The organism is Mycobacterium sp. DL (assembly GCF_039729195.1).
Taxonomy (GTDB): domain Bacteria; phylum Actinomycetota; class Actinomycetes; order Mycobacteriales; family Mycobacteriaceae; genus Mycobacterium; species Mycobacterium hippocampi_A.
The window spans coordinates 686,616-704,437 of record NZ_CP155796.1 but is presented as its reverse complement, the minus strand read 5'-3'; the positions used below and the strand labels follow the sequence as shown (position 1 = coordinate 704,437).

The 17,822-nt window shown below is 67.4% G+C and carries 17 protein-coding genes; 14 read left to right on the top strand and 3 right to left on the bottom strand.

The window, feature by feature from the left end:
• Nucleotides 1-7: 7 nt before the first annotated feature.
• Complete coding sequence (locus ABDC78_RS03355) at nucleotides 8-688, bottom strand: GntR family transcriptional regulator (protein WP_178361342.1); 681 nt, start codon at nucleotides 686-688, stop codon at nucleotides 8-10.
• Nucleotides 689-970: 282 nt separating this feature from the next.
• On the opposite strand from ABDC78_RS03355, the gene ABDC78_RS03350 reads away from it, so the two are divergent.
• The 12 genes from ABDC78_RS03350 to ABDC78_RS03295 all read left to right on the top strand — a co-directional run bounded on the left by ABDC78_RS03350 (nucleotide 971) and on the right by ABDC78_RS03295 (nucleotide 13,361).
• Nucleotides 971-1,711, top strand: coding sequence for a GntR family transcriptional regulator (locus ABDC78_RS03350; protein ID WP_178361341.1), 741 nt, complete (start codon nucleotides 971-973; stop codon nucleotides 1,709-1,711).
• A 14-nt stretch (nucleotides 1,712-1,725) separates the two neighbouring features.
• Nucleotides 1,726-2,529 carry an IclR family transcriptional regulator gene (locus ABDC78_RS03345; protein WP_178361340.1) on the top strand — a complete coding sequence of 268 codons (804 nt, stop codon included), beginning with the start codon at nucleotides 1,726-1,728 and terminating at the stop codon, nucleotides 2,527-2,529.
• Nucleotides 2,530-2,840: 311 nt separating this feature from the next.
• Nucleotides 2,841-3,845, top strand: coding sequence for a tripartite tricarboxylate transporter substrate binding protein (locus ABDC78_RS03340; RefSeq protein WP_178361339.1), 1,005 nt, complete (start codon nucleotides 2,841-2,843; stop codon nucleotides 3,843-3,845).
• A gap of 4 nt (nucleotides 3,846-3,849) precedes the next feature.
• Nucleotides 3,850-4,326, top strand: a complete 477-nt coding sequence (locus ABDC78_RS03335) for a tripartite tricarboxylate transporter TctB family protein (protein ID WP_178361338.1) — start codon at nucleotides 3,850-3,852, stop codon at nucleotides 4,324-4,326.
• Entirely contained in the window at nucleotides 4,326-5,870 is a 1,545-nt protein-coding gene (locus ABDC78_RS03330) for a tripartite tricarboxylate transporter permease (RefSeq protein WP_178361337.1), read from the top strand. The genes ABDC78_RS03335 and ABDC78_RS03330 overlap by 1 nt, the downstream gene beginning before the upstream one ends.
• A gap of 12 nt (nucleotides 5,871-5,882) precedes the next feature.
• Nucleotides 5,883-6,635: an SDR family NAD(P)-dependent oxidoreductase gene (locus ABDC78_RS03325; protein WP_178361336.1), complete on the top strand. Its 753-nt coding sequence runs from the start codon at nucleotides 5,883-5,885 to the stop codon at nucleotides 6,633-6,635.
• Nucleotides 6,636-6,693: 58 nt separating this feature from the next.
• Nucleotides 6,694-8,073 (top strand): MmgE/PrpD family protein, encoded by a 1,380-nt coding sequence (locus ABDC78_RS03320; RefSeq protein ID WP_178361335.1) that lies wholly within the window; start codon nucleotides 6,694-6,696, stop codon nucleotides 8,071-8,073.
• Nucleotides 8,070-9,302 carry an MmgE/PrpD family protein gene (locus ABDC78_RS03315; RefSeq protein WP_178361334.1) on the top strand — a complete coding sequence of 411 codons (1,233 nt, stop codon included), beginning with the start codon at nucleotides 8,070-8,072 and terminating at the stop codon, nucleotides 9,300-9,302. Before ABDC78_RS03320 ends, ABDC78_RS03315 begins: the two co-directional genes overlap by 4 nt.
• Nucleotides 9,299-10,651 (top strand): MmgE/PrpD family protein, encoded by a 1,353-nt coding sequence (locus ABDC78_RS03310; protein WP_178361333.1) that lies wholly within the window; start codon nucleotides 9,299-9,301, stop codon nucleotides 10,649-10,651. The genes ABDC78_RS03315 and ABDC78_RS03310 overlap by 4 nt, the downstream gene beginning before the upstream one ends.
• The gene (locus tag ABDC78_RS03305; RefSeq protein WP_178361332.1) at nucleotides 10,648-11,970 is read left to right on the top strand and encodes an MmgE/PrpD family protein; all 1,323 of its coding nucleotides are present in this window, start codon (nucleotides 10,648-10,650) and stop codon (nucleotides 11,968-11,970) included. Before ABDC78_RS03310 ends, ABDC78_RS03305 begins: the two co-directional genes overlap by 4 nt.
• Before the next feature lie 8 nt (nucleotides 11,971-11,978).
• Nucleotides 11,979-13,031, top strand: a complete 1,053-nt coding sequence (locus ABDC78_RS03300) for an AbrB family transcriptional regulator (protein WP_347133310.1) — start codon at nucleotides 11,979-11,981, stop codon at nucleotides 13,029-13,031.
• Nucleotides 13,032-13,040: 9 nt separating this feature from the next.
• Entirely contained in the window at nucleotides 13,041-13,361 is a 321-nt protein-coding gene (locus ABDC78_RS03295; RefSeq protein ID WP_178361331.1) for a pyridoxamine 5'-phosphate oxidase family protein, read from the top strand.
• Between the two features lie 62 nt (nucleotides 13,362-13,423).
• Here ABDC78_RS03295 and groL read toward each other — a convergent pair whose 3' ends face one another.
• Together groL and ABDC78_RS03285 are read right to left on the bottom strand one after the other, a co-directional pair.
• Complete coding sequence (gene groL, locus ABDC78_RS03290; protein ID WP_178361330.1) at nucleotides 13,424-15,049, bottom strand: chaperonin GroEL; 1,626 nt, start codon at nucleotides 15,047-15,049, stop codon at nucleotides 13,424-13,426.
• A gap of 203 nt (nucleotides 15,050-15,252) precedes the next feature.
• The gene (locus tag ABDC78_RS03285) at nucleotides 15,253-15,798 is read right to left on the bottom strand and encodes a TetR/AcrR family transcriptional regulator (protein ID WP_256736391.1); all 546 of its coding nucleotides are present in this window, start codon (nucleotides 15,796-15,798) and stop codon (nucleotides 15,253-15,255) included.
• 110 nt (nucleotides 15,799-15,908) lie between these two features.
• Here ABDC78_RS03285 and ABDC78_RS03280 point away from each other — a divergent pair, with 110 nt between their 5' ends.
• Both ABDC78_RS03280 and ABDC78_RS03275 read left to right on the top strand, forming a co-directional pair.
• Complete coding sequence (locus ABDC78_RS03280) at nucleotides 15,909-16,808, top strand: SDR family NAD(P)-dependent oxidoreductase (protein WP_178361328.1); 900 nt, start codon at nucleotides 15,909-15,911, stop codon at nucleotides 16,806-16,808.
• A 71-nt stretch (nucleotides 16,809-16,879) separates the two neighbouring features.
• Nucleotides 16,880-17,776, top strand: coding sequence for an SDR family NAD(P)-dependent oxidoreductase (locus tag ABDC78_RS03275; RefSeq protein WP_178361327.1), 897 nt, complete (start codon nucleotides 16,880-16,882; stop codon nucleotides 17,774-17,776).
• Nucleotides 17,777-17,822: the final 46 nt, after the last annotated feature.

The following is a 17,822-nucleotide window of genomic DNA, read 5'->3' as shown; positions in this document are numbered from 1 at the left end:
CGTCGGATCACCCGAGTGTCCCGCTGGCGCCGAGGTGCTCGGCGAGCAGGGCACCGGCTTTGCGGACGTGGTGGGCCATCGCCGCCCTGGCGGCCTCCTCGTCGCCGGAGCGCAGATGCTCGATGATCGCGCGGTGATCCTGCGCGGAGGCTTCCGGCCAGCCCTCGACGGCGGCGAAGAACTTGCGGGGCGCGTACGCCAACGTGGTCTTGATCAGCCAGCGGATCTTGCGGGCGCCGGCCAATCGGTAGATGGTCTCGTGGAATCGGTGATTGAGCCGCTCGACGGATTCGTAGTCCTTGTCGGACGCCGCCTGCTCGAGCTCAGCTTGTATCCCTTCGAGCTGGTCGACCAACTCGGGGCTGATCACCCGCGCTGCACGCGCGGTCAACTCACCACCCAGCATCGCCTGGGCGTCGTAGATGTCCCGAATGTCTTCACTGGACAAGGCCGTCACCGAGAAACCCCGCCGCGGCTCGATCGTCAGGAAACCCTCCGTCTGCAGCAGGAGGAGTCCTTCTCTGGCCGGTGTGGCGCTGATACCCAGATCGTCGGCGACGGTTTCCGGGCGGATGTACTCGCCGGCAGGCAACTGACCCGAGACGATCAGCTCGCGGACGTGCGCGGCGGCGAGATCGCTGAGCCGCAGGGGACCCCGCTTGCGGTCAGCGGAAGCCTGCGGTTTCACTGCTCAAATATAGACAATATTCTTCTGAGGGCGGTGGCACACGCCGCGCACCGGCCTGCGGAATCGCGTCAATGTATGTACAAAGCGTGTGACTGATTCCTGCCAGAGTGAACCCGGCGTCCCCGGCCTAACCCCTGCTCCGGCGCGTATGAACGGGACTGCAACGCACGCGGGTCTCGCTTCGCGCCTCGGCGAACGTTGACATTTGGCCCTGAGAATGCGTACATATCGCCATCAGCTCTGGACGAAACGCGCTGCCGCAGGGGGAGGTGCTCTGGTCGGATGACCGCCGAATCGACCGCGGGACCGGCCTATCGGCGAATCGCCGAGGCATTACGACTGACGGTGCTGCGCTCCCCCGACGCCGAACTTCGGCTGCCCACCGAAGCGGAACTTGCCGAACAACACGGGGTGAGTCGCCAGACGGTCCGGCGGGCGTACCAGGAACTGGTGTCCGACGGCCTGGTGACCCGCACGCCGGGTCGCGGCACCTTCGCCGCACGTGGCGGCTCGCAGTATCTGCGGCGGTTCGGGACGGTGGAAGATCTGCTGAGCCTGTCGATCGACACCGAGATGGAGGTGCTGACGCCGCTCACCCGGCGGGTCGAGATCGAGGCCGCCGGCCGTCTCGGGTTGTCCGGAGACGCCATCAGCACGGTGTCCTTCCGCCGCCTCCACCTCGGAGTTCCGTTCTGTGTCACCGACGTGTACCTGCCGCCGGAGATCGGCGCGTTGATCGCCGAGGCCCCTGAGGTGCAACGGGGTGCCCGCAGTTCGCGGACGATCATCGGGTTGCTCGACCCGGTCCTGCCGGACCCGATCGGCGGGGCGGACCAGACGATCACCGTCGCGCTGGCAGATGCCCGGGTCGCGGCGGCCACCGAATGTGAGCCCGGGGAGCCGATGCTCAGGATCGACCGGATGTATCGAACGATGGCGGGTGACGCGGTAGAACTGGCGGTTTCCAGGTTCGTCACCTCGCTGTACAGCTACCGGTCCAGCCTGCGACGCGCACGCAGTTGAGCAAGGGGATTTCGATGCCGCCAGCCGCCGATGATTCGGGAGACCCGGCGTTCGCGCCTCAGAGTGGGATCGCCGCCGTGGACCGCGCCGTGGCCGTGTTGGACGTATTCACCCGTGGCACGCTGCGACTCGGTGTCAGCGACATCGCCCGGGCGACGGGATTGAGCACCAGCACCGCGCACCGGGTATTGGCCTCGTTGTGCACTCACGGCCTGGTGACGAAGGTGGGGCCGAATTACGCACTGGGACCGCGGATTCTGCAACTGGCCGCCGCCGCCCGGGACACCGGGAACCTCACCGCGGTGGCCCGACCGGTGATGACACGACTGCGTGATGCCACCGGCGAGACGGTGGGATTGCATGTGATCAAAGGCAGTGGCCGGTTCGTCATCGACCAGGTCGAAAGCACTCAACCGCTCCGGCGCACGTACACCGAGTGGGGCCAGGCGATCCCGCTGTATCAGGGTGCCCCCGGCCGGGTGCTGCTCGCCTATGCCGACGAGCCGACCATTGCCGCCGTGCTGTCCGGGCCACTCGAGAGCGTCACCTCCAGCACGGTGGTGGACCGCGAGGAACTGCTGCATCAGATCGACCTGGTACGGCGCAACGGCTACACCTTCTCCTTCGAGGAACGGGTGGCCGGAATCCGGTCGATAGCGGTGCCGCTGTGGGACTACACCGGTTCGGTCATCGCCGCGATGAGCGTGACGGGACCCGCCATGCGGGTGACCGAGGACTGGATGTATCGCAATCTGCCCGCGATTCTGCAAGCCGCTGCCGATATCTCGTCGGAGCTGGGGTACTCCACCCCGGTGTGAGCCACAGCGTGAAGCCGATCCGTCGTGACGGTTGACACATCGGGTCGACCCGGCCTAACGTTCCCGCTGTACGGATTACCTTTCCGCTAGACGGGAAGCATCCGCTCGAGGTTGAATCCCACCGACGCGGGGCAGCGGTGCGACTGCGATATGGCCGCATGATTTTACGCAGTCGCCGCGGTGCTCGTTGCGGTCAATTGACCTTTGAACAGCACTGATACCACTTCCATCAATTTCGCCGTGAGGGTTGACTCTCAAATGTACGGCCATATGGTGGAGGTTGACCCAGATCACAGAAGATCGGATTGAGCATGAAACGTCACACCACCCGCACGATCCTCGCCGGCACCGCAACGGTCGCGCTGGCGCTGTCGGGATGCGCCTCCGACTCCGAGGGCACCGACTTCGCCAACACCCCGCTGCGCTGGGTCGTGTCCAGCGCGCCCGGCGGCGGGTTCGACACCACCACCCGCCAATTGGAGCCCGCCTTCACCGAGGCGCTCGGCACCACCGCGACCGTCGAGAACCACGAAGGTGGCGGCTACGCCATCGGCGCCCAGACGATGCTGACCAACGGAGCCGATTGCACCAGCATCGTCACCCACGGGATCCCCCACCTGAACTTCTCGTACATGACCCAGGACGTCGACTACGACCTCGCCAGCTTCGCTCCGGTCGGTGGCATCAGCATCGAACCCGGTGTCATCCGGGTACGCAACGACTCACAGTGGCCGGACATCCAGGCGTTCGTCGACGATGCCAAGGCCCGGCCCGGCCAGATCAAGATCAGCGTCTCGGACCTGCAGAGCAACAACTACATCGCGTTGCTGCAGATGGAGCGTGACCTCGGAATCGATCTGAACATCATCGGCTACGACGGGGGCGGGCCCTCGCGTACCGCACTGGTCAGCGGCGAGGTCGACGCCACCCACGCGGGTGTGTTCAACAGCCTGGCGATCGCCGACGACACCCGGGTGATCGCCGTGAGCCAGCCGGAGAACAAATGGCCCGACGTGACCGACAACGCACCCCCGATCAACGAGGCGCTCGGTGTCGACCTTCCTGCCAACGCTTCGAACTACGTGCTGTTCGCGTCCGCCGAGTGCCGTGACAACAACCCCGAGCGCTACCAGGCACTCGTCGACGCGCTGCAGACGTCGTTGGAGAACGAGGAATACCTGGCGAACCTGGAGCAGCTCGGCGAGCAGTCGAAGGTGTCGTACCTGACACCCGACGAACTGGAAGCTCTTGCCCAAGAGTCCCAGGACAACATCGAGCAGCTCCTCGAGGCGAATCCGAATGCATTCGCCGGCTGAGCCTGTGACAACAACCGACCAGCACACGGGCAGTGTGGCGGCGAGGATCCTCCTCGTCGCCACCCCGGGCGGCATGGCGATCCTGACCGGGGTTCTCGCCTGGATGATGTCGATGGACCTCAACCCGGCGGACAAGGGTTATCCGCGGGTACTCGCCACCCTGCTTGCGCTGATCGGCATCTGGAACGTCATCACAGATCTGCGGGAACGCGCCGACCATGACGAACCGGACGCCGAGTACGGCAGATTGGTCGCCTGGCGGGTCGTCGCGTTCATCGTGTTGGTGGCCCTCAGCGTGTGGCTGGTCACCCCGATCGGCTTCTACCCGGCCGCCGGCGTGATGATCCTCGGGGGCCTGTGGATCCTGGGTATACGAAAGCCGTTGGTGCTCATCGGCTTTCCCCTCGTTCTCGTGGGCCTGGGCTATGTGTTGTTCAGCATTCTGCTCGGGCTGCCCCTACCACTTGCCAGAGGATTCTGATGCTCGACAACATAACCTCCGGTCTCGATCTGTTGTTGCAGCCGGCACCGATGATGTGGTTGGTCGTCGGCGTGTCGGTCGGCTTTGTCGTCGGCGTACTGCCGGGACTGAGCACCTCCAACACCGCCGCGCTGCTACTGCCGTTTGCCATCACGCTGCCGCTGGAGAACTCGCTGGTCTTGATCGTGAGCATCTATGCCGGAGCACAATTCGGCGGTGCCGTGCCGGCCATCCTGTTCAACGTGCCCGGTGAAGCCGGATCTGCGGTCACGGCGCTGGACGGTTATCCGCTGGCGAAGAAGGGTCAGGCGGGACTGGCCATCGGTATCGCCCGCATGGCCTCGGTGCTCGGCGGTGTGATCAGTGGGCTGTTCGTGCTGTTCCTGCTCGAACCGCTCGGTGCGCTGTCGCTGAAATTCGGTGCCCGCGAGATGTTCGCCATCATCGTGCTCGGTCTTGTCGTCGCGTCCTCACTCATGGGCGGCTCGGCGCGCAAGGGCGTGATGGTGGGCCTGCTCGGGCTGCTGCTCGCCGTGGTGGGGGTCAGCCCCGGGACCGCCGAAACCCGGTTCACCTTCGGCGAACTCCAGCTCTACGACGGAGTTCCGTTCCTCGCGGCGCTGATCGGTGTGTTCGCGATCAGCGAGATGCTGATGCTGGTCGGTTCCGATCAGATGCAGAAGAACCAGAAGGAACAGGGCATCAAGCCCGGCGGACTACGCAAGGAGACCCGGGACGCCATCGACGGTGTCAAGGCGACCCTGAAACAACCCGGGGCCGTGGGACGGGCAAGCGGTGTCGGCATCATCCTCGGCATCATCCCGGGCCTCGGCGCCGCGGTCGCCAACTTCATCAGCTACTCGTTCGAGAAGCGACGCTCCAAGACCCCGGAGGAGTTCGGCAAGGGCAGCCACAAGGGCATCATCGCCTCGGAAGCCTGCGACAACGCGGTCGCGAGTTCGAGCCTGATTCCCACGTTCACCCTCGGCATTCCGGGCAGCGCCACCATGGCCGTCGTGTTGGCCGCGTTCTACCTGCAGGGCATCCAGCCCGGGCCGCGGGTGCTGCAGACCAACAGCGCCGAGGTGTTCGCGGTGGCGCTCGCGCTGATCGTGGCCAGTGTCCTGATCCTGCCGCTCGGCGTGCTGCTGGCCGGTCCGCTGGCCTCGGTCACGAAGGTGCCGCTGTCCCTGCTGGTTCCGACGGTGCTGTTCATGTCGATGGTCGGTGTGTACGCGATCCGCAACTCGATCTTCGACGTGGGATTGGCTCTGTTCTTCGGTGTGGTCGGGCTTCTGTTGCGACTCAACGGATATCCGGTGATCCCGCTCATCCTCGGCATCATCCTCGGGCCTCTCGCGGAGGAGTACCTGCTGCGCAGTCTGCAGTTGGCCGACGGCCCGTCGTACTTCTTCGGTTCGATCGTCGTCAACATCCTGTGGGCGATCCTGGTCGCCGCTCTGGCTGCGATGGCGTTCTCCAGCGTGCGGAAGCGTCGCAACGAGCGCGCCGCCGCGGCCGAGACGGTCGATCAGCACAACTAGAAGGGAGGCCCCGTGCGGGCCGCAATCGTCACCGGCGCAAGCCGGAACATCGGGCTGGCGATCGCCCGTCGGCTGCTCGCCGACGGCTGGAACGTCTGCCTCACCGGCCGCGACCAGGCCGGCGTCGTCGCCGCGGCCGCTGCGTTGGCCGACGACGGCGCGGGTGACGCGGTTCGCTGGTTCGCCGGTGACATCAGCGTCGAAGCGGACGTGGACCGCCTTGTCCGCGAGGTGGAAAACGCCTGGGGGGCAATCGATGCAGTGGTCAACAACGCCGGCATCCGGGCACACGGACCGATCGAGTCGATTCAGCTCGAGCACTGGGATGCGGTGCTGGCCACGGTTCTCACCGGCGCGTTCCTGACATCGAAGGCGGTGCTGCCCGGCATGCGGGAACGTCGCTGGGGGCGGATCGTCAACATCGCCGGAATGTCGGGCCAGTCGGGCGCGGCAGGCCGGGCACCGGTGATCGCCGCCAAAGCCGGGCTGATCGGCCTGACCAAAGCCTGCGCGCACGAGGCCGGTGGTTCGGGCGTCACGGTCAATGCCATCTCCCCCGGACTGATCGACACCGAGCGCCGACCCGGCCTCGGGGATTCCGGTGTTGCCGAAAAGCACTATCAACATCTGGGTGAGCAGAGCAATCCCGTGGGCCGCATCGGAACGGTGGACGACGTCGCGGGCACGGTGTCCTACCTCTGCGGTGAGGACGCCGGATACGTCACAGGACAGGTGATTTCGGTGAACGGTGGTGCCTACATGTGAGGTCGACCCGCCGGGCGCAGGCCCGAATGAACACCGGTACTTCGAGAAAGGTCTTTTGATGGTTGTTGAGGTCAGTGAGCAGACACGGCGGTTGGCGGAGTATCTGGCAGGTGTGCCGGACACGTCCTTGCCCGCGGAGGTGATCCACAAAACCAAACACCACGTCATCGACACCGTCGCGGCGATGGTCTCCGGTGCGCAACTACCCGCCGGAATCCGCGGGTTGGCCTACGTCGGCGACACCGCCGAGGGCCCCAGCGCACTGATCGGCGGCGGCCGCGCCGGAGTGGTCGAGGCGGCCCTGGCCAACGGCATGTCCGCTCACGCCGACGAAACCGACGACTCCCACGCCCGCTCCATCAGCCACCCCGGATGCGCCGTCGTACCCGCCGCCCTGGCCATCGGCGACCTGCGCCACAGCAGCGGCGAAGAACTCCTGCGCGCGGTGGCCGCGGGCTACGACACCGGCACCCGGGTCGTACTCAGCCTCGGAAAACCGGTACTGAACACCGAATCTCACGGCCGCAGCACCCACGCCTACTGCGGCCTGTTCGGCGCCGCCGCAACCGCCGCGGCCCTCTACCGATTCACCGAAGAACAGAACCGCCACACCCTGTCCTACGCCGCCCAGAGCGCCGCCGGAGTCACCAGCTGGGTCCGCGACCCCAACCACATCGAGAAAGCCTTCGTCTTCGCCGGCATGCCCGCCTCCAACGGAGTCCGCTCCGCGGCCATGGTCGCCTCCGGCTGCGACGGCGTCGCCGACGTCTTCGCCGGCACCCCCAACTTCCTCGACGCCCTGTCCGCCGACGTACGCCGCGACGAACTCGCCGACAAACTCGGGCAGCGCTACGAAATCATGGCCACCAACATCAAGAAATTCGCCGTCGGCTCCCCAGCCCAAGCCGCCGTCCAAGCCATCCTCGAACTCGTCGAAGAACACCCCATCGACCCCGCACAGGTCACCAACATCCGCATCGTGCTACCGCACGACCTGTGCCGCGTCGTCGACAACCGGAGCATGCCCGACATCTGCTGCCAATACCTCGTCGCCGGCACGCTGGTCGACAGAGCCTTCAGCTTCGCCATGGCCCACGACGACGACCGCATGACCGACCCACTGATCAGCGCGCTCCGCCAGAAAACCGACCTGATCCCCGACCCCGACAAAGCCGGCGTCCGCACCGCCGAGGTCACCGTCACCCTCACCGACGGCACCACCCGCCACCGCTACATCGGCGCGGTCCGCGGCACCGTCGACGACCCCATGACCGACGACGAGATCACCGCCAAAGCGGTCGACCTCATCGAACCCATCCTTGGCACCACACAGACCACCGACCTCATCCACCAACTCTGGACCCTCGACACCTGCCCCGACATCACCACCATCACCAACACACTCACCGCCGAAGTGCTCTCGGCAGCCAAACGATGACGGCCCCGATGCCGACCGAGGTGCGCAGCACCGCCGAGTCGTTGGCCCAGTGGGCACACGACGCGGTACCGGGACCCGCCGATCTCGAGCTTGCGCAGACGGCTCTGATCGACACCGTCGCCGTCGCCATGGCTGGGGCCGGCCATCCGCTGACCGCCCTGGTCTCCGAACTGCCGCCCGCTGCGCGCTGGGCGGCCCAGGCCCACGTCCTGGACTACGACGATCTGCACCTGCCGTCCACCACCCACATCAGCACCGTGTGTGTACCTGCGGCCGCAGCCGTCGGCGGTGACGCAGCCGCCTATCTGGCCGGTGCGGGGGTGATGGCGCGGTTGGGGGCCGCCCTGGGTTGGAACCACTACTCGCGCGGCTGGCACGCCACCTCGACGACGGCGCCCATGGGTGCCGCCGCCGTCGCTGCCAGCGCCCTCGGTCTCGACGTCGAGCGCACCGCCACCGCGATAGCCCTGGCGGTGTCCAGTGCCGGAGGCGTGCAACGCGCATTCGGCAGCGACGGCAAGGCAATCCAGGTCGGGCTGGCGGTCGACGCCGGAATCCGGGCGGCCCGGTTGGCCGCAAGCGGTGCCACAGCTGATCTCCGGGTGGTCGACGCGTGGCTGGCTCTGGTGTCGGAGCCGCCGTTCGACCTCGCACTGGATTCGGCCGAGATGGTGCCCGGCGGACTGGCTGTCAAGGTCTACCCCTGTTGTTACGCACTGCAACGACCCATCGCGTGTGCGGCCGAACTGGCTCGCGACGTCGCTCCCGGCGACGTCGACCGGATCGACGTGTGGCTGACCGAATCGGCGGTGCAGCCGTTGGTGCACCACCAGCCGACCTCGGGTCTGGAAGCCAAGTTCTGTCTCGAGCACGCCCTGGCCGTCGGCGTCCTGGACGGATTCCCCGGATTCGACAGCTTCTCGGATGACTCGGTGCACCGACCCGAGGTCGCCCGCCTGACCCGTAGCGTCGCCGTCCATCTGTCACCCGGCGGCAGCGGGCTGCTCGAAGACGTTGTGCGGGTGGGCTTGACGACTGCCGACGGCCGGACCCACTCGGGTGAGATCGACATTCCCCCCGGCGCTCCGGGCCGGCCCGTCACCCGGGACCAGCTGGCGCAGAAGGTGCGCGATTGTGTGGGCGACCGCGCCGACACCGTGCTCGGCGCCGACTGGCAGGACATCGCGGCCCTCTTCGAGGGCGGCTCAACTCAGAAGGATGCGTCATGATCGATCTGACCGAACTGGCCGGGCAGGCCCTCGCCGTCGCGGACCGGGTCGAAGGCCCGGTACGCACCGAGGCGGTGCGCAGTCTGCTCAACGTGGTGGGCACCACCATCGGGGCGGCGACCACCACCGAGACCGACATCGTCGCCGCCGGGATGCGGCGGGCCGGTGCGCCCGGGACGGTGCCGGTACCGGGTCGCGCGGACACCTTCGATCCTCCCTCCGCGGCGGTGCTCACCGGGTTCGCCGCGCACCTCGACGATTTCGACGACACCCACCTCGCCACCGTCGTGCACCCTGGCGCCGCCACCCTCGGCGCCGCGCTCGGGGCGAGCTGGTTGCAGGACCGGACGGGCGACGAACTGCTGCGCGCCTTTGCAATCGGCATCGAACTACAGCTTCGGGTGGCGGTGGCGATGTCACCGTCGCACTACGACGAGGGCTGGCACATCACCGGCACTGTCGGACCGTTCGGGGCGGCCACCGCGGCAGCGATGCTGATGGGCCTGGACGCCGAAACCACCGGTCGCGCACTCGGTATCGCCTCCAGCATGACGATCGGGCATCGCGAGGGCTTCGGCACGATGAACAAGCCGCTGCACCCGGGCAAGGCCGCCGCGAACGGTCTGGTCGCTGCGGTCGTCGCCGCACGTGGCCTCACCGCTTCGCCGTCGGCGCTGGACGGTCCCCGAGGGTACTTCCGGGTGATGGCACCGGAACTCGACGAGACCAAGCTGGTCGACGGCTGGGGCGAGCGGTGGGAGTTGCTCGACAACACCTACAAGCCCTATCCGTGTGGCATCGTCAGCCATCCCGCCATCGAGGCGGCCGAGGCGCTGCATCAGGCGGTGGCCGGTCGTGAGGTCGAGCGTGTCGAGGTGCGCTGCCATCCCCTGGTGGTGGAACTGACCGGGAATCCCGATCCACACGACGGGTTGGCGGCGCGGTTCTCCACGATCCACGGTGTCGCGTGCGGTGTCCTCAACGGTCCCGTGGACCTCAAGTCCTATGAGGACGCCCATGTGCGCTCCGCTCCGGTCATCGATATGCGCGCCAAGGTACGACTGCTGCCGGACGCTGAGATCCCCAGGGCAACTGCCCATCTCACCGCTTTCCTGACCGACGGCAGCTCTGAGAGCCGAACCGTGCAGCACGCCCGGGGAAGCCTCGAGATGCCCCTGACCGACGATCAGCTCGACCGCAAGGTCCTCGCCCTGGTGGAACGGACACTGCCAGGGCGGGAGAAGGAGATCGTCGACGCCGCCCGCACCGTCGCGACCGCACCCTCCGCTCAGGGCTGGTTCTCCGCACTGGCCGACACCGACGCCCACAAGATTGGCACTTCCGCATGAGCAATGACATCACGCCACGCATCAGTTCATTTGTCGCTCAGCTGAACTGGGACGACGTTCCCGAATCTGCCCGGGTCGCCGCGCGCCGCACCGCCGCCAATGTGATCGGGCTGTCGGTGGGCGCCGCCCACGATCCGGCCGCCGAGGCGGTGCTGGCGGCTGCGGCGGACCTCGGCCAGACAGGCCCGGCACAGGTGCTCGGCCGCACTGAGCAACTCACCGCGCCGTGGGCCGCTCTGGTGAACGGACTGACCGCCCACGTCGAGGATTTCGACGACACCTACCTGTCCTGCATCCTGCATCCCGGGGCGCCGATCGTGCCCGCGGCGCTGGCCGTCGCCCAGCTCGCGGGCGCCGACGGCGCAACGTTGATGACCGGGGTGGTGGCCGGCGTCGAGGTGGCCAGCAGGCTCGGTGACTGCCTGTGGCCCAGCCACTTCGACCGCGGCTGGCATGTCACCGCGACCACCGGTCCGATCGGGGCGGCGTGTGCGGCAGCCCGGATTCTCGGGCTCGACGCGCAGCGCACCGCGGACGCAATCGCCATCGCCGCGACCCAGGCTGCCGGACACACCGAGCAACTCGGGTCGATGACGAAGTCCTTCCAGGTGGGGCGTGCCGCATCCATCGGAGTCGAGGCCGCACTGCTGGCCGAGCAGGGATTCACCGGGCCGGTGGAACCGTTGGCCGGCCGACGCGGGATGGCAGCGCTGATGGCCGCCGACGTCGACTGGTCCCCGATGTCGGATCTGGGGTCACGGTGGCTGGTCGAGAGCAACGCCCTCAAACCGTACAGCTGCGGAATAGTCAGCCACCCGGTCATCGACGCCGGCAGGCAGCTCCGCGCCGACGGTGTCGATCCCACTCAACTGGAGTCGGTGACGCTCGAGGTGCATCCGCGGGTTCTCGACGTGATGGGTGTCGCCGATCCCAAAACCGGCCTGCAGAGCAAGTTCTCGGTGTACCACTGCTTTGCCGTCGGCCTGGTGCGCGGGGCCGGCGGGCCACCGGAGTTCAGCGACGAAACCGCCACGGATCCGCAGATCCAGCAGGTGCGCAAGCTGGTCACGGTGACGTTGGATCCTTCGCTGGCCGCCGACTCCTGCCGGATGACCGCGACGTTGGTCGGCGGCAGGACAGTCGATCTCACGGTCGAGCACGCGACCGGTAGCACCTCGGCACCGATGACCGACGAGGAACTGCAGGACAAAGTGGTCCGGCTCGCCGGGCACCTCGACAATCCCGGCAGCCTCTGGAACGTCGCCTGGCGACTGGATGAAATGACCTCTGCGACAGATCTCTTCGCGGTGGCCAGGTAACTGCGGCGGTGGCGTCCGCCATAGGTCGCTGGCTGCTGCTGCTTGTAGTCGTCTCCGCGGTCTCGCTGGGTTTCATCCTGATCGCACTGCCGACGCCGTTGCTGTTCGGCGGCCTCGTCGGCGCACTGATCTATGCGCTGGCGCGGCCGTCGGCGCCGCTGCGACTGCCCGGGTCGTGGTTTCAGGGCGGCCAGGCGGTGGTCGGCGCGATCGTCGGTTCGGCCATCGAGTGGGAGACCCTGGCCGGCCTGGGTACCCGATGGCTGATCGTCATCGGGATCTCCTGTTTCGCGCTGGTGGTCAGCGTGCTCGTCGGCAGCCTGCTGACCCGCAAGGGTGCCAGCCCGGCGACCGCCGCGTTCTCCTCGATCGCCGGTGGCGCAATCGGTCTGACGGCGATGGCCGATGACCTCGGGGCGGACTCGCGTGTCATCGCCGTGCTGCAGTATTTGCGGCTGCTGATCGTGCTGCTGACGATGCCGGTGGTGGTGACGCTGCTGTTCGGCGCCTACGACGAAGGTGGCGGGCTGTCCATCGCAGCCGGTGACTGGCGGGTCGATCTGCCGTTCGTCGCGCTGGCCATCGCCGGCGGTCTGGCCGTGGGCAAGCTGCTGCGCATGCCGTCGCCTGCGCTGCTCGGGCCGCTGCTGGTGTCCGCGCCGCTGACCCTGGTGCCGTATTTCGCCGAGGCGCAGGTCCCGGTGATCATCGCGGGTCTCGGGTATCTGGCGATCGGTGTCCAGGTCGGTCTGAAATTCACTGTGGGAAGCCTGAAGTCGATCGGCCGAATGGTGCCGACGGCCATGCTGACCATCGTGGTGACGCTCGTGGCGTGTGCGGGCCTGGGTTGGGTCCTGACGCTCACCACCGATGCCACCCCGCTGGATGCCTATCTCGCGACCACACCCGGCGGGATCTATGCGGTCATGGGTACCGCCGCCTCCACCGGTTCGGACGTCACGTTCGTCGCCGCAGCCCAGATCTCGCGAATGCTCATCGTGCTGGCGATCGCGCCCTTCGTGGCGGCCTACTTCCGGCGCGCGGCGGGCCCCGACCCGTAGTCTCGCCACATGAGCGTCAAGGTGGATCTCGACCGGTTGTCCGGCACGCTCGCCGACTTCACGTTCGCCTACCTCGTGACGGTCGGTGACGACTTCCGCGCCCACACCGTGGCGGTTTCGCCGGTGCTGTCCGGCGGCACCTTCGACGTGGGGCCCGTCGGCAACGGCACCCGGCGCAACACTTCTGCACATCCGGACGTGACCCTGGTGTGGCCGCCACACGATCCGGGCGGCCACAGCCTGATCGTCGACGGCCGGGGCCGCGTCGACGGGGACGCGGTGACCGTGACGCCCGTCGGCGCAGTCCTGCATCGCCCGGCCCCGACCTGAGCCGACGAAAAAGCCCGGCTCGCTTGGATGTTTCAGCGAGCCGGGCTTTTCTCGTACAGGGACTAGAAGTCCATGCCGCCCATGCCACCGGTCGGGTCGCCCGCAGGTGCGGACGCCTTCTCCGGCTTGTCGGCGACGACGGCCTCGGTGGTGAGGAACAGCGCCGCGATGGACGCTGCGTTCTGCAGCGCCGAGCGGGTGACCTTCACCGGGTCGGCGACGCCGGCCTTGAGCAGGTCCTCGTACTCACCGGTCGCGGCGTTCAGGCCGTGACCCGCGGGAAGGTTCGAGACCTTCTCCGCGACGACACCCGGCTCCAGGCCACCGTTGAAGGCGATCTGCTTGAGCGGGGCCGACAGCGAGACCCGGACGATGTTGGCACCAGTGGCCTCGTCGCCGGTCAGGTCCAGCTCGTCCAGCGACGGAGCCGACTGCAGCAGCGCCACGCCGCCACCGGCGACGATGCCCTCTTCGACGGCAGCCTTCGCGTTGCGAACGGCGTCCTCGATGCGGTGCTTGCGCTCCTTGAGCTCCACCTCGGTGGCAGCTCCGGCCTTGATCACCGCAACGCCGCCGGCCAGCTTGGCCAGACGTTCCTGCAGCTTCTCGCGGTCGTAGTCGGAATCGCTGTTCTCGATCTCGGCGCGGATCTGAGACACCCGGCCGGCGATGGCGTCGGAGTCACCGGCGCCCTCGACGATGGTGGTCTCGTCCTTGGTCACGACGACCTTGCGGGCGGTACCGAGCAGCGCGACGTCGGCGGTCTCCAGGGACAGACCGACCTCTTCGCTGACAACCTGGCCACCGGTCAGGATCGCGATGTCCTGCAGCATGGCCTTGCGGCGGTCACCGAAGCCCGGAGCCTTGACGGCGACGGACTTGAAGGTGCCGCGGATCTTGTTGACCACCAGGGTCGACAGGGCTTCGCCCTCGACGTCCTCGGCGATGATCAGCAGCGGCTTGCCGGCCTGGATGACCTTCTCCAGCAGCGGGAGCAGGTCCTTGACGGTCGACACCTTGGAGCTGACCAGCAGGATGTAGGGATCCTCCAGGACGGCTTCCTGGCGCTCGGCGTCGGTCACGAAGTAACCCGAGATGTATCCCTTGTCGAAGCGCATACCCTCGGTCAGCTCGAGCTGCAGACCGAAGGTGTTGGACTCCTCGACGGTGATGACACCCTCGTTGCCGACCTTGTCCATGGCCTCGGCGATGAGCTCGCCGATCTGGACGTCGCCGGCGGAGATCGCAGCGGTGGCAGCGATCTGCTCCTTGGTCTCGACCTCCTTGGCCGACTTCAGCAGCGTCTCGGTGACCTTCGCGACGGCCTTCTCGATGCCGCGCTTGAGGCCGAGCGGGTTGGCGCCGGCGGCGACGTTGCGCAGACCCTCGCGAACGAGTGCCTGGGCCAGCACGGTGGCGGTGGTGGTGCCGTCACCTGCGACGTCGTCGGTCTTCTTGGCGACTTCCTTGACCAGCTCTGCGCCGATCTTCTCGTACGGGTCCTCCAGCTCGATCTCCTTGGCGATGGAAACCCCATCGTTGGTGATCGTGGGAGCGCCCCACTTCTTCTCCAGGACGACGTTGCGACCCTTGGGGCCCAACGTCACCTTGACCGCGTCGGCGAGGGCGTTGAGGCCCCGCTCGAGGCCGCGGCGGGCCTCTTCGTCATACGCAATTATCTTGGACATTGCGAAGTGTTTCCTCCGGATTGGGGATGCACGTCTTGCTGGCCGGGCGCAGTGCCCGCGACGGACGACAGGGGATGTGCTCCGCGTGTGCGGCGCCCCCGTCTCACCGTCCCGACCTAGCACTCACCGGTCGTGAGTGCCAACTGCATTCTTAGCACTCGACCTGGTCGAGTGCAAGGTCCGGGGGGGTCCGTCGGCGGGATCTACGCCTTCGCCCCCAGGCCCCCGAGCACCACGTCGATCAGTCGGCCCGCGGCGTCGCCGTTGTACCCCTGCATCGCCTGCAATCCGACCAGCAATGCCTTCACGTCGGCGACATCGACATCGCCGCGCACGGCCCCGGCGTCCTGCCCGGCTCGCAGCAGCATGCCGAGCATCTCGAGGAAGTCGCCCTCCGCCTCGGGGATCGCGGCGTTGACGTCGACACCCACCCCGGCGAGCGCCTCGCTGAGCCCCCGATCGGTCGCCCCCCACTGCAGCACCATGGTCCGCAGAAACGTGAACAACGCCTGAGCGGGGTCGCCGTCGTCCAGTAGCGCCCGGCCGGCGGCGACGATGCTGCGGATGCGGTTGTCGACCACGGCACGGAAGAGATCTTCCTTGGTCGGGAAGTGTCGGTACACCGTGCCGGCACCAACGCCCGCGCGCCGGGCGATCTCGTCGATCGGCACCGACAGTCCGTCGCTGGCGAAGGTGTCGTAGGCGACCTCGAGCACGCGGGCACGGTTGCGGGCCGCGTCTGCGCGCAGCGGCCGGGTCAACAAGAACCTCCGGGGAACAAAAAAGCGGGGCGAGCGTTCCGTATAGTGATCCATTACCGGAGCGAACGCCCCGTTTCGACCCATTCTAGGAGACCCTCATGACGAACTGGACCACGGCCGACATTCCCGACCAGACCGGACGCACCGCGGTGATCACCGGCGCCAACACCGGCCTGGGCTACGAGACCGCTGCAGCGCTGGCAGCCAAGGCTGCCCGCGTCGTCATCGCGGTGCGCAACCTGGACAAGGGCAAGGACGCGGTCCGTCGCATTCAGCAGACGACCCCCGAGGCGACCGTGGAACTGCAGGAGCTCGACCTCAGCTCGCTGTCCTCGGTGCGTGCGGCCGCCGATCAGCTCAAGAACGACCACGCCACCATCGATCTGCTCATCAACAACGCCGGGGTGATGTACACGCCGCGCCAGGAGACAGCCGAGGGCTTCGAGCTCCAGTTCGGCACGAACCATCTGGGTCACTTCGCGCTGACCGGCCTGCTCCTCGACCGGGTCACGGCTGCGCCGGCCGGGCGCGTCGTGACCGTCAGCAGCGTCGGCCACCGCATTCGGGCAGGCATCCACTTCGACGACCTCCAGCTGCAGCACAACTACAATCGCGTCGTCGCCTACGGGCAGTCCAAGCTCGCCAATTTGCTGTTCACCTATGAGCTGCAGCGGCGATTGGGTACCGCCGGATCGTCGACGGCAGCGCTCGCGGCACACCCGGGCGGGTCGAACACCGAACTCGGTCGGCACCTACCGCTTCTGGATCCCGTATTCCGGTTGGTGTCGCAGACCGCTGCGATGGGAGCCCTGCCGACCCTGCGTGCCGCCACCGATCCGGCGGCCGAAGGCGGCCAGTACTTCGGCCCGTCGGGACCCTTCGAGCTCCGCGGCTACCCGAAGGTGGTCTCGTCGAGTCGACAGTCGCACGACGAAGCGCTCCAACGCAGGCTCTGGTCGGTGTCCGAAGAGTTGACGGGCGTCAGCTACCGGGTATAGGCCGGACCGAAAGCGCGACCTTTCCACGACACCACAGGCACGCCCCGATGCACCCTTCTGAGGAGACAGACATGACCGACTGGACCACCGCCCACATCCCCGACCAGACCGGCCGCACCGCCGTCATCACCGGCGCGAACACCGGACTCGGATTCGAGACCGCCAAAGCCCTGGCCGCCAAGGGCGCGACCGTCGTGATCGCCGTCCGCGATACCGACAAAGGCGCGAAGGCGGCCTCCCAGATGACCGGGGACGTCCAAGTGCAGGAACTCGATCTGACGTCGTTGGATTCCATCGGCGCTGCTGCCGATGCGCTGAAGTCCCGCTTCGACACGATCGACCTGCTGATCAACAACGCCGGGGTGATGACCACCCCGAAGGGCAACACCAAGGACGGCTTCGAGCTGCAGTTCGGCACCAACCATCTGGGCCACTTCGCGCTGACCGGTCAGCTGCTGGAGAAGCTGCTCGATGTCCCCGGCGCCCGGGTGGTGACGGTCAGCAGCAACGGCCACAAGATGGGCGGCTCCATCCACTTCGACGACCTGCAGTGGGACCGCTCCTACAGCCGGATGGGCGCCTACTCGCAATCGAAGCTGGCCAACCTGCTGTTCACCTACGAGCTCCAGCGTCGGCTGGCCCCCCGTGGCAAGACCGTCGCCGTCGCCGCTCACCCGGGGACGTCGGACACCGAGCTGGCACGCAACCTTCCCAAGCCGGTGCTGCGCGCGGCCCAGGTGGTCTTTCCGCTGATCACCCAGAGCGCCGCCGCCGGTGCCCTGCCGACCCTGCGCGCCGCCACCGACCCGGGCGCACTCGGCGGCCAGTACTACGGTCCCGACGGCATCGCCCAGCAGCGGGGCAACCCCGTGGTCGTCGCCTCCAGCGCGCAGTCCTACGACATCGACCTGCAGCGTCGACTGTGGACCGTCTCCGAGGAGCTGACGAAGGTGACGTTCCCGGTCTAGCCACCGGAGCCGACACGCGACCCGGACACGCCGCGGAAATGCGGTC

Bases quoted from the DNA above. Each gene is read 5' to 3' on its own strand.
- ABDC78_RS03320 (WP_178361335.1), top strand. From the start codon at position 6,694: ATGGTTGTTGAGGTCAGTGAGCAGACACGGCGGTTGGCGGAGTATCTG.
- ABDC78_RS03345 (WP_178361340.1), top strand. From the start codon at position 1,726: ATGCCGCCAGCCGCCGATGATTCGGGAGACCCGGCGTTCGCGCCTCAG.
- ABDC78_RS03340 (WP_178361339.1), top strand. From the start codon at position 2,841: ATGAAACGTCACACCACCCGCACGATCCTCGCCGGCACCGCAACGGTC.
- ABDC78_RS03315 (WP_178361334.1), top strand. From the start codon at position 8,070: ATGACGGCCCCGATGCCGACCGAGGTGCGCAGCACCGCCGAGTCGTTG.
- ABDC78_RS03330 (WP_178361337.1), top strand. From the start codon at position 4,326: ATGCTCGACAACATAACCTCCGGTCTCGATCTGTTGTTGCAGCCGGCA.
- groL (WP_178361330.1), bottom strand. From the start codon at position 15,049: ATGTCCAAGATAATTGCGTATGACGAAGAGGCCCGCCGCGGCCTCGAG.
- ABDC78_RS03275 (WP_178361327.1), top strand. From the start codon at position 16,880: ATGACCGACTGGACCACCGCCCACATCCCCGACCAGACCGGCCGCACC.
- ABDC78_RS03350 (WP_178361341.1), top strand. From the start codon at position 971: ATGACCGCCGAATCGACCGCGGGACCGGCCTATCGGCGAATCGCCGAG.
- ABDC78_RS03280 (WP_178361328.1), top strand. From the start codon at position 15,909: ATGACGAACTGGACCACGGCCGACATTCCCGACCAGACCGGACGCACC.
- ABDC78_RS03310 (WP_178361333.1), top strand. From the start codon at position 9,299: ATGATCGATCTGACCGAACTGGCCGGGCAGGCCCTCGCCGTCGCGGAC.
- ABDC78_RS03305 (WP_178361332.1), top strand. From the start codon at position 10,648: ATGAGCAATGACATCACGCCACGCATCAGTTCATTTGTCGCTCAGCTG.
- ABDC78_RS03295 (WP_178361331.1), top strand. From the start codon at position 13,041: ATGAGCGTCAAGGTGGATCTCGACCGGTTGTCCGGCACGCTCGCCGAC.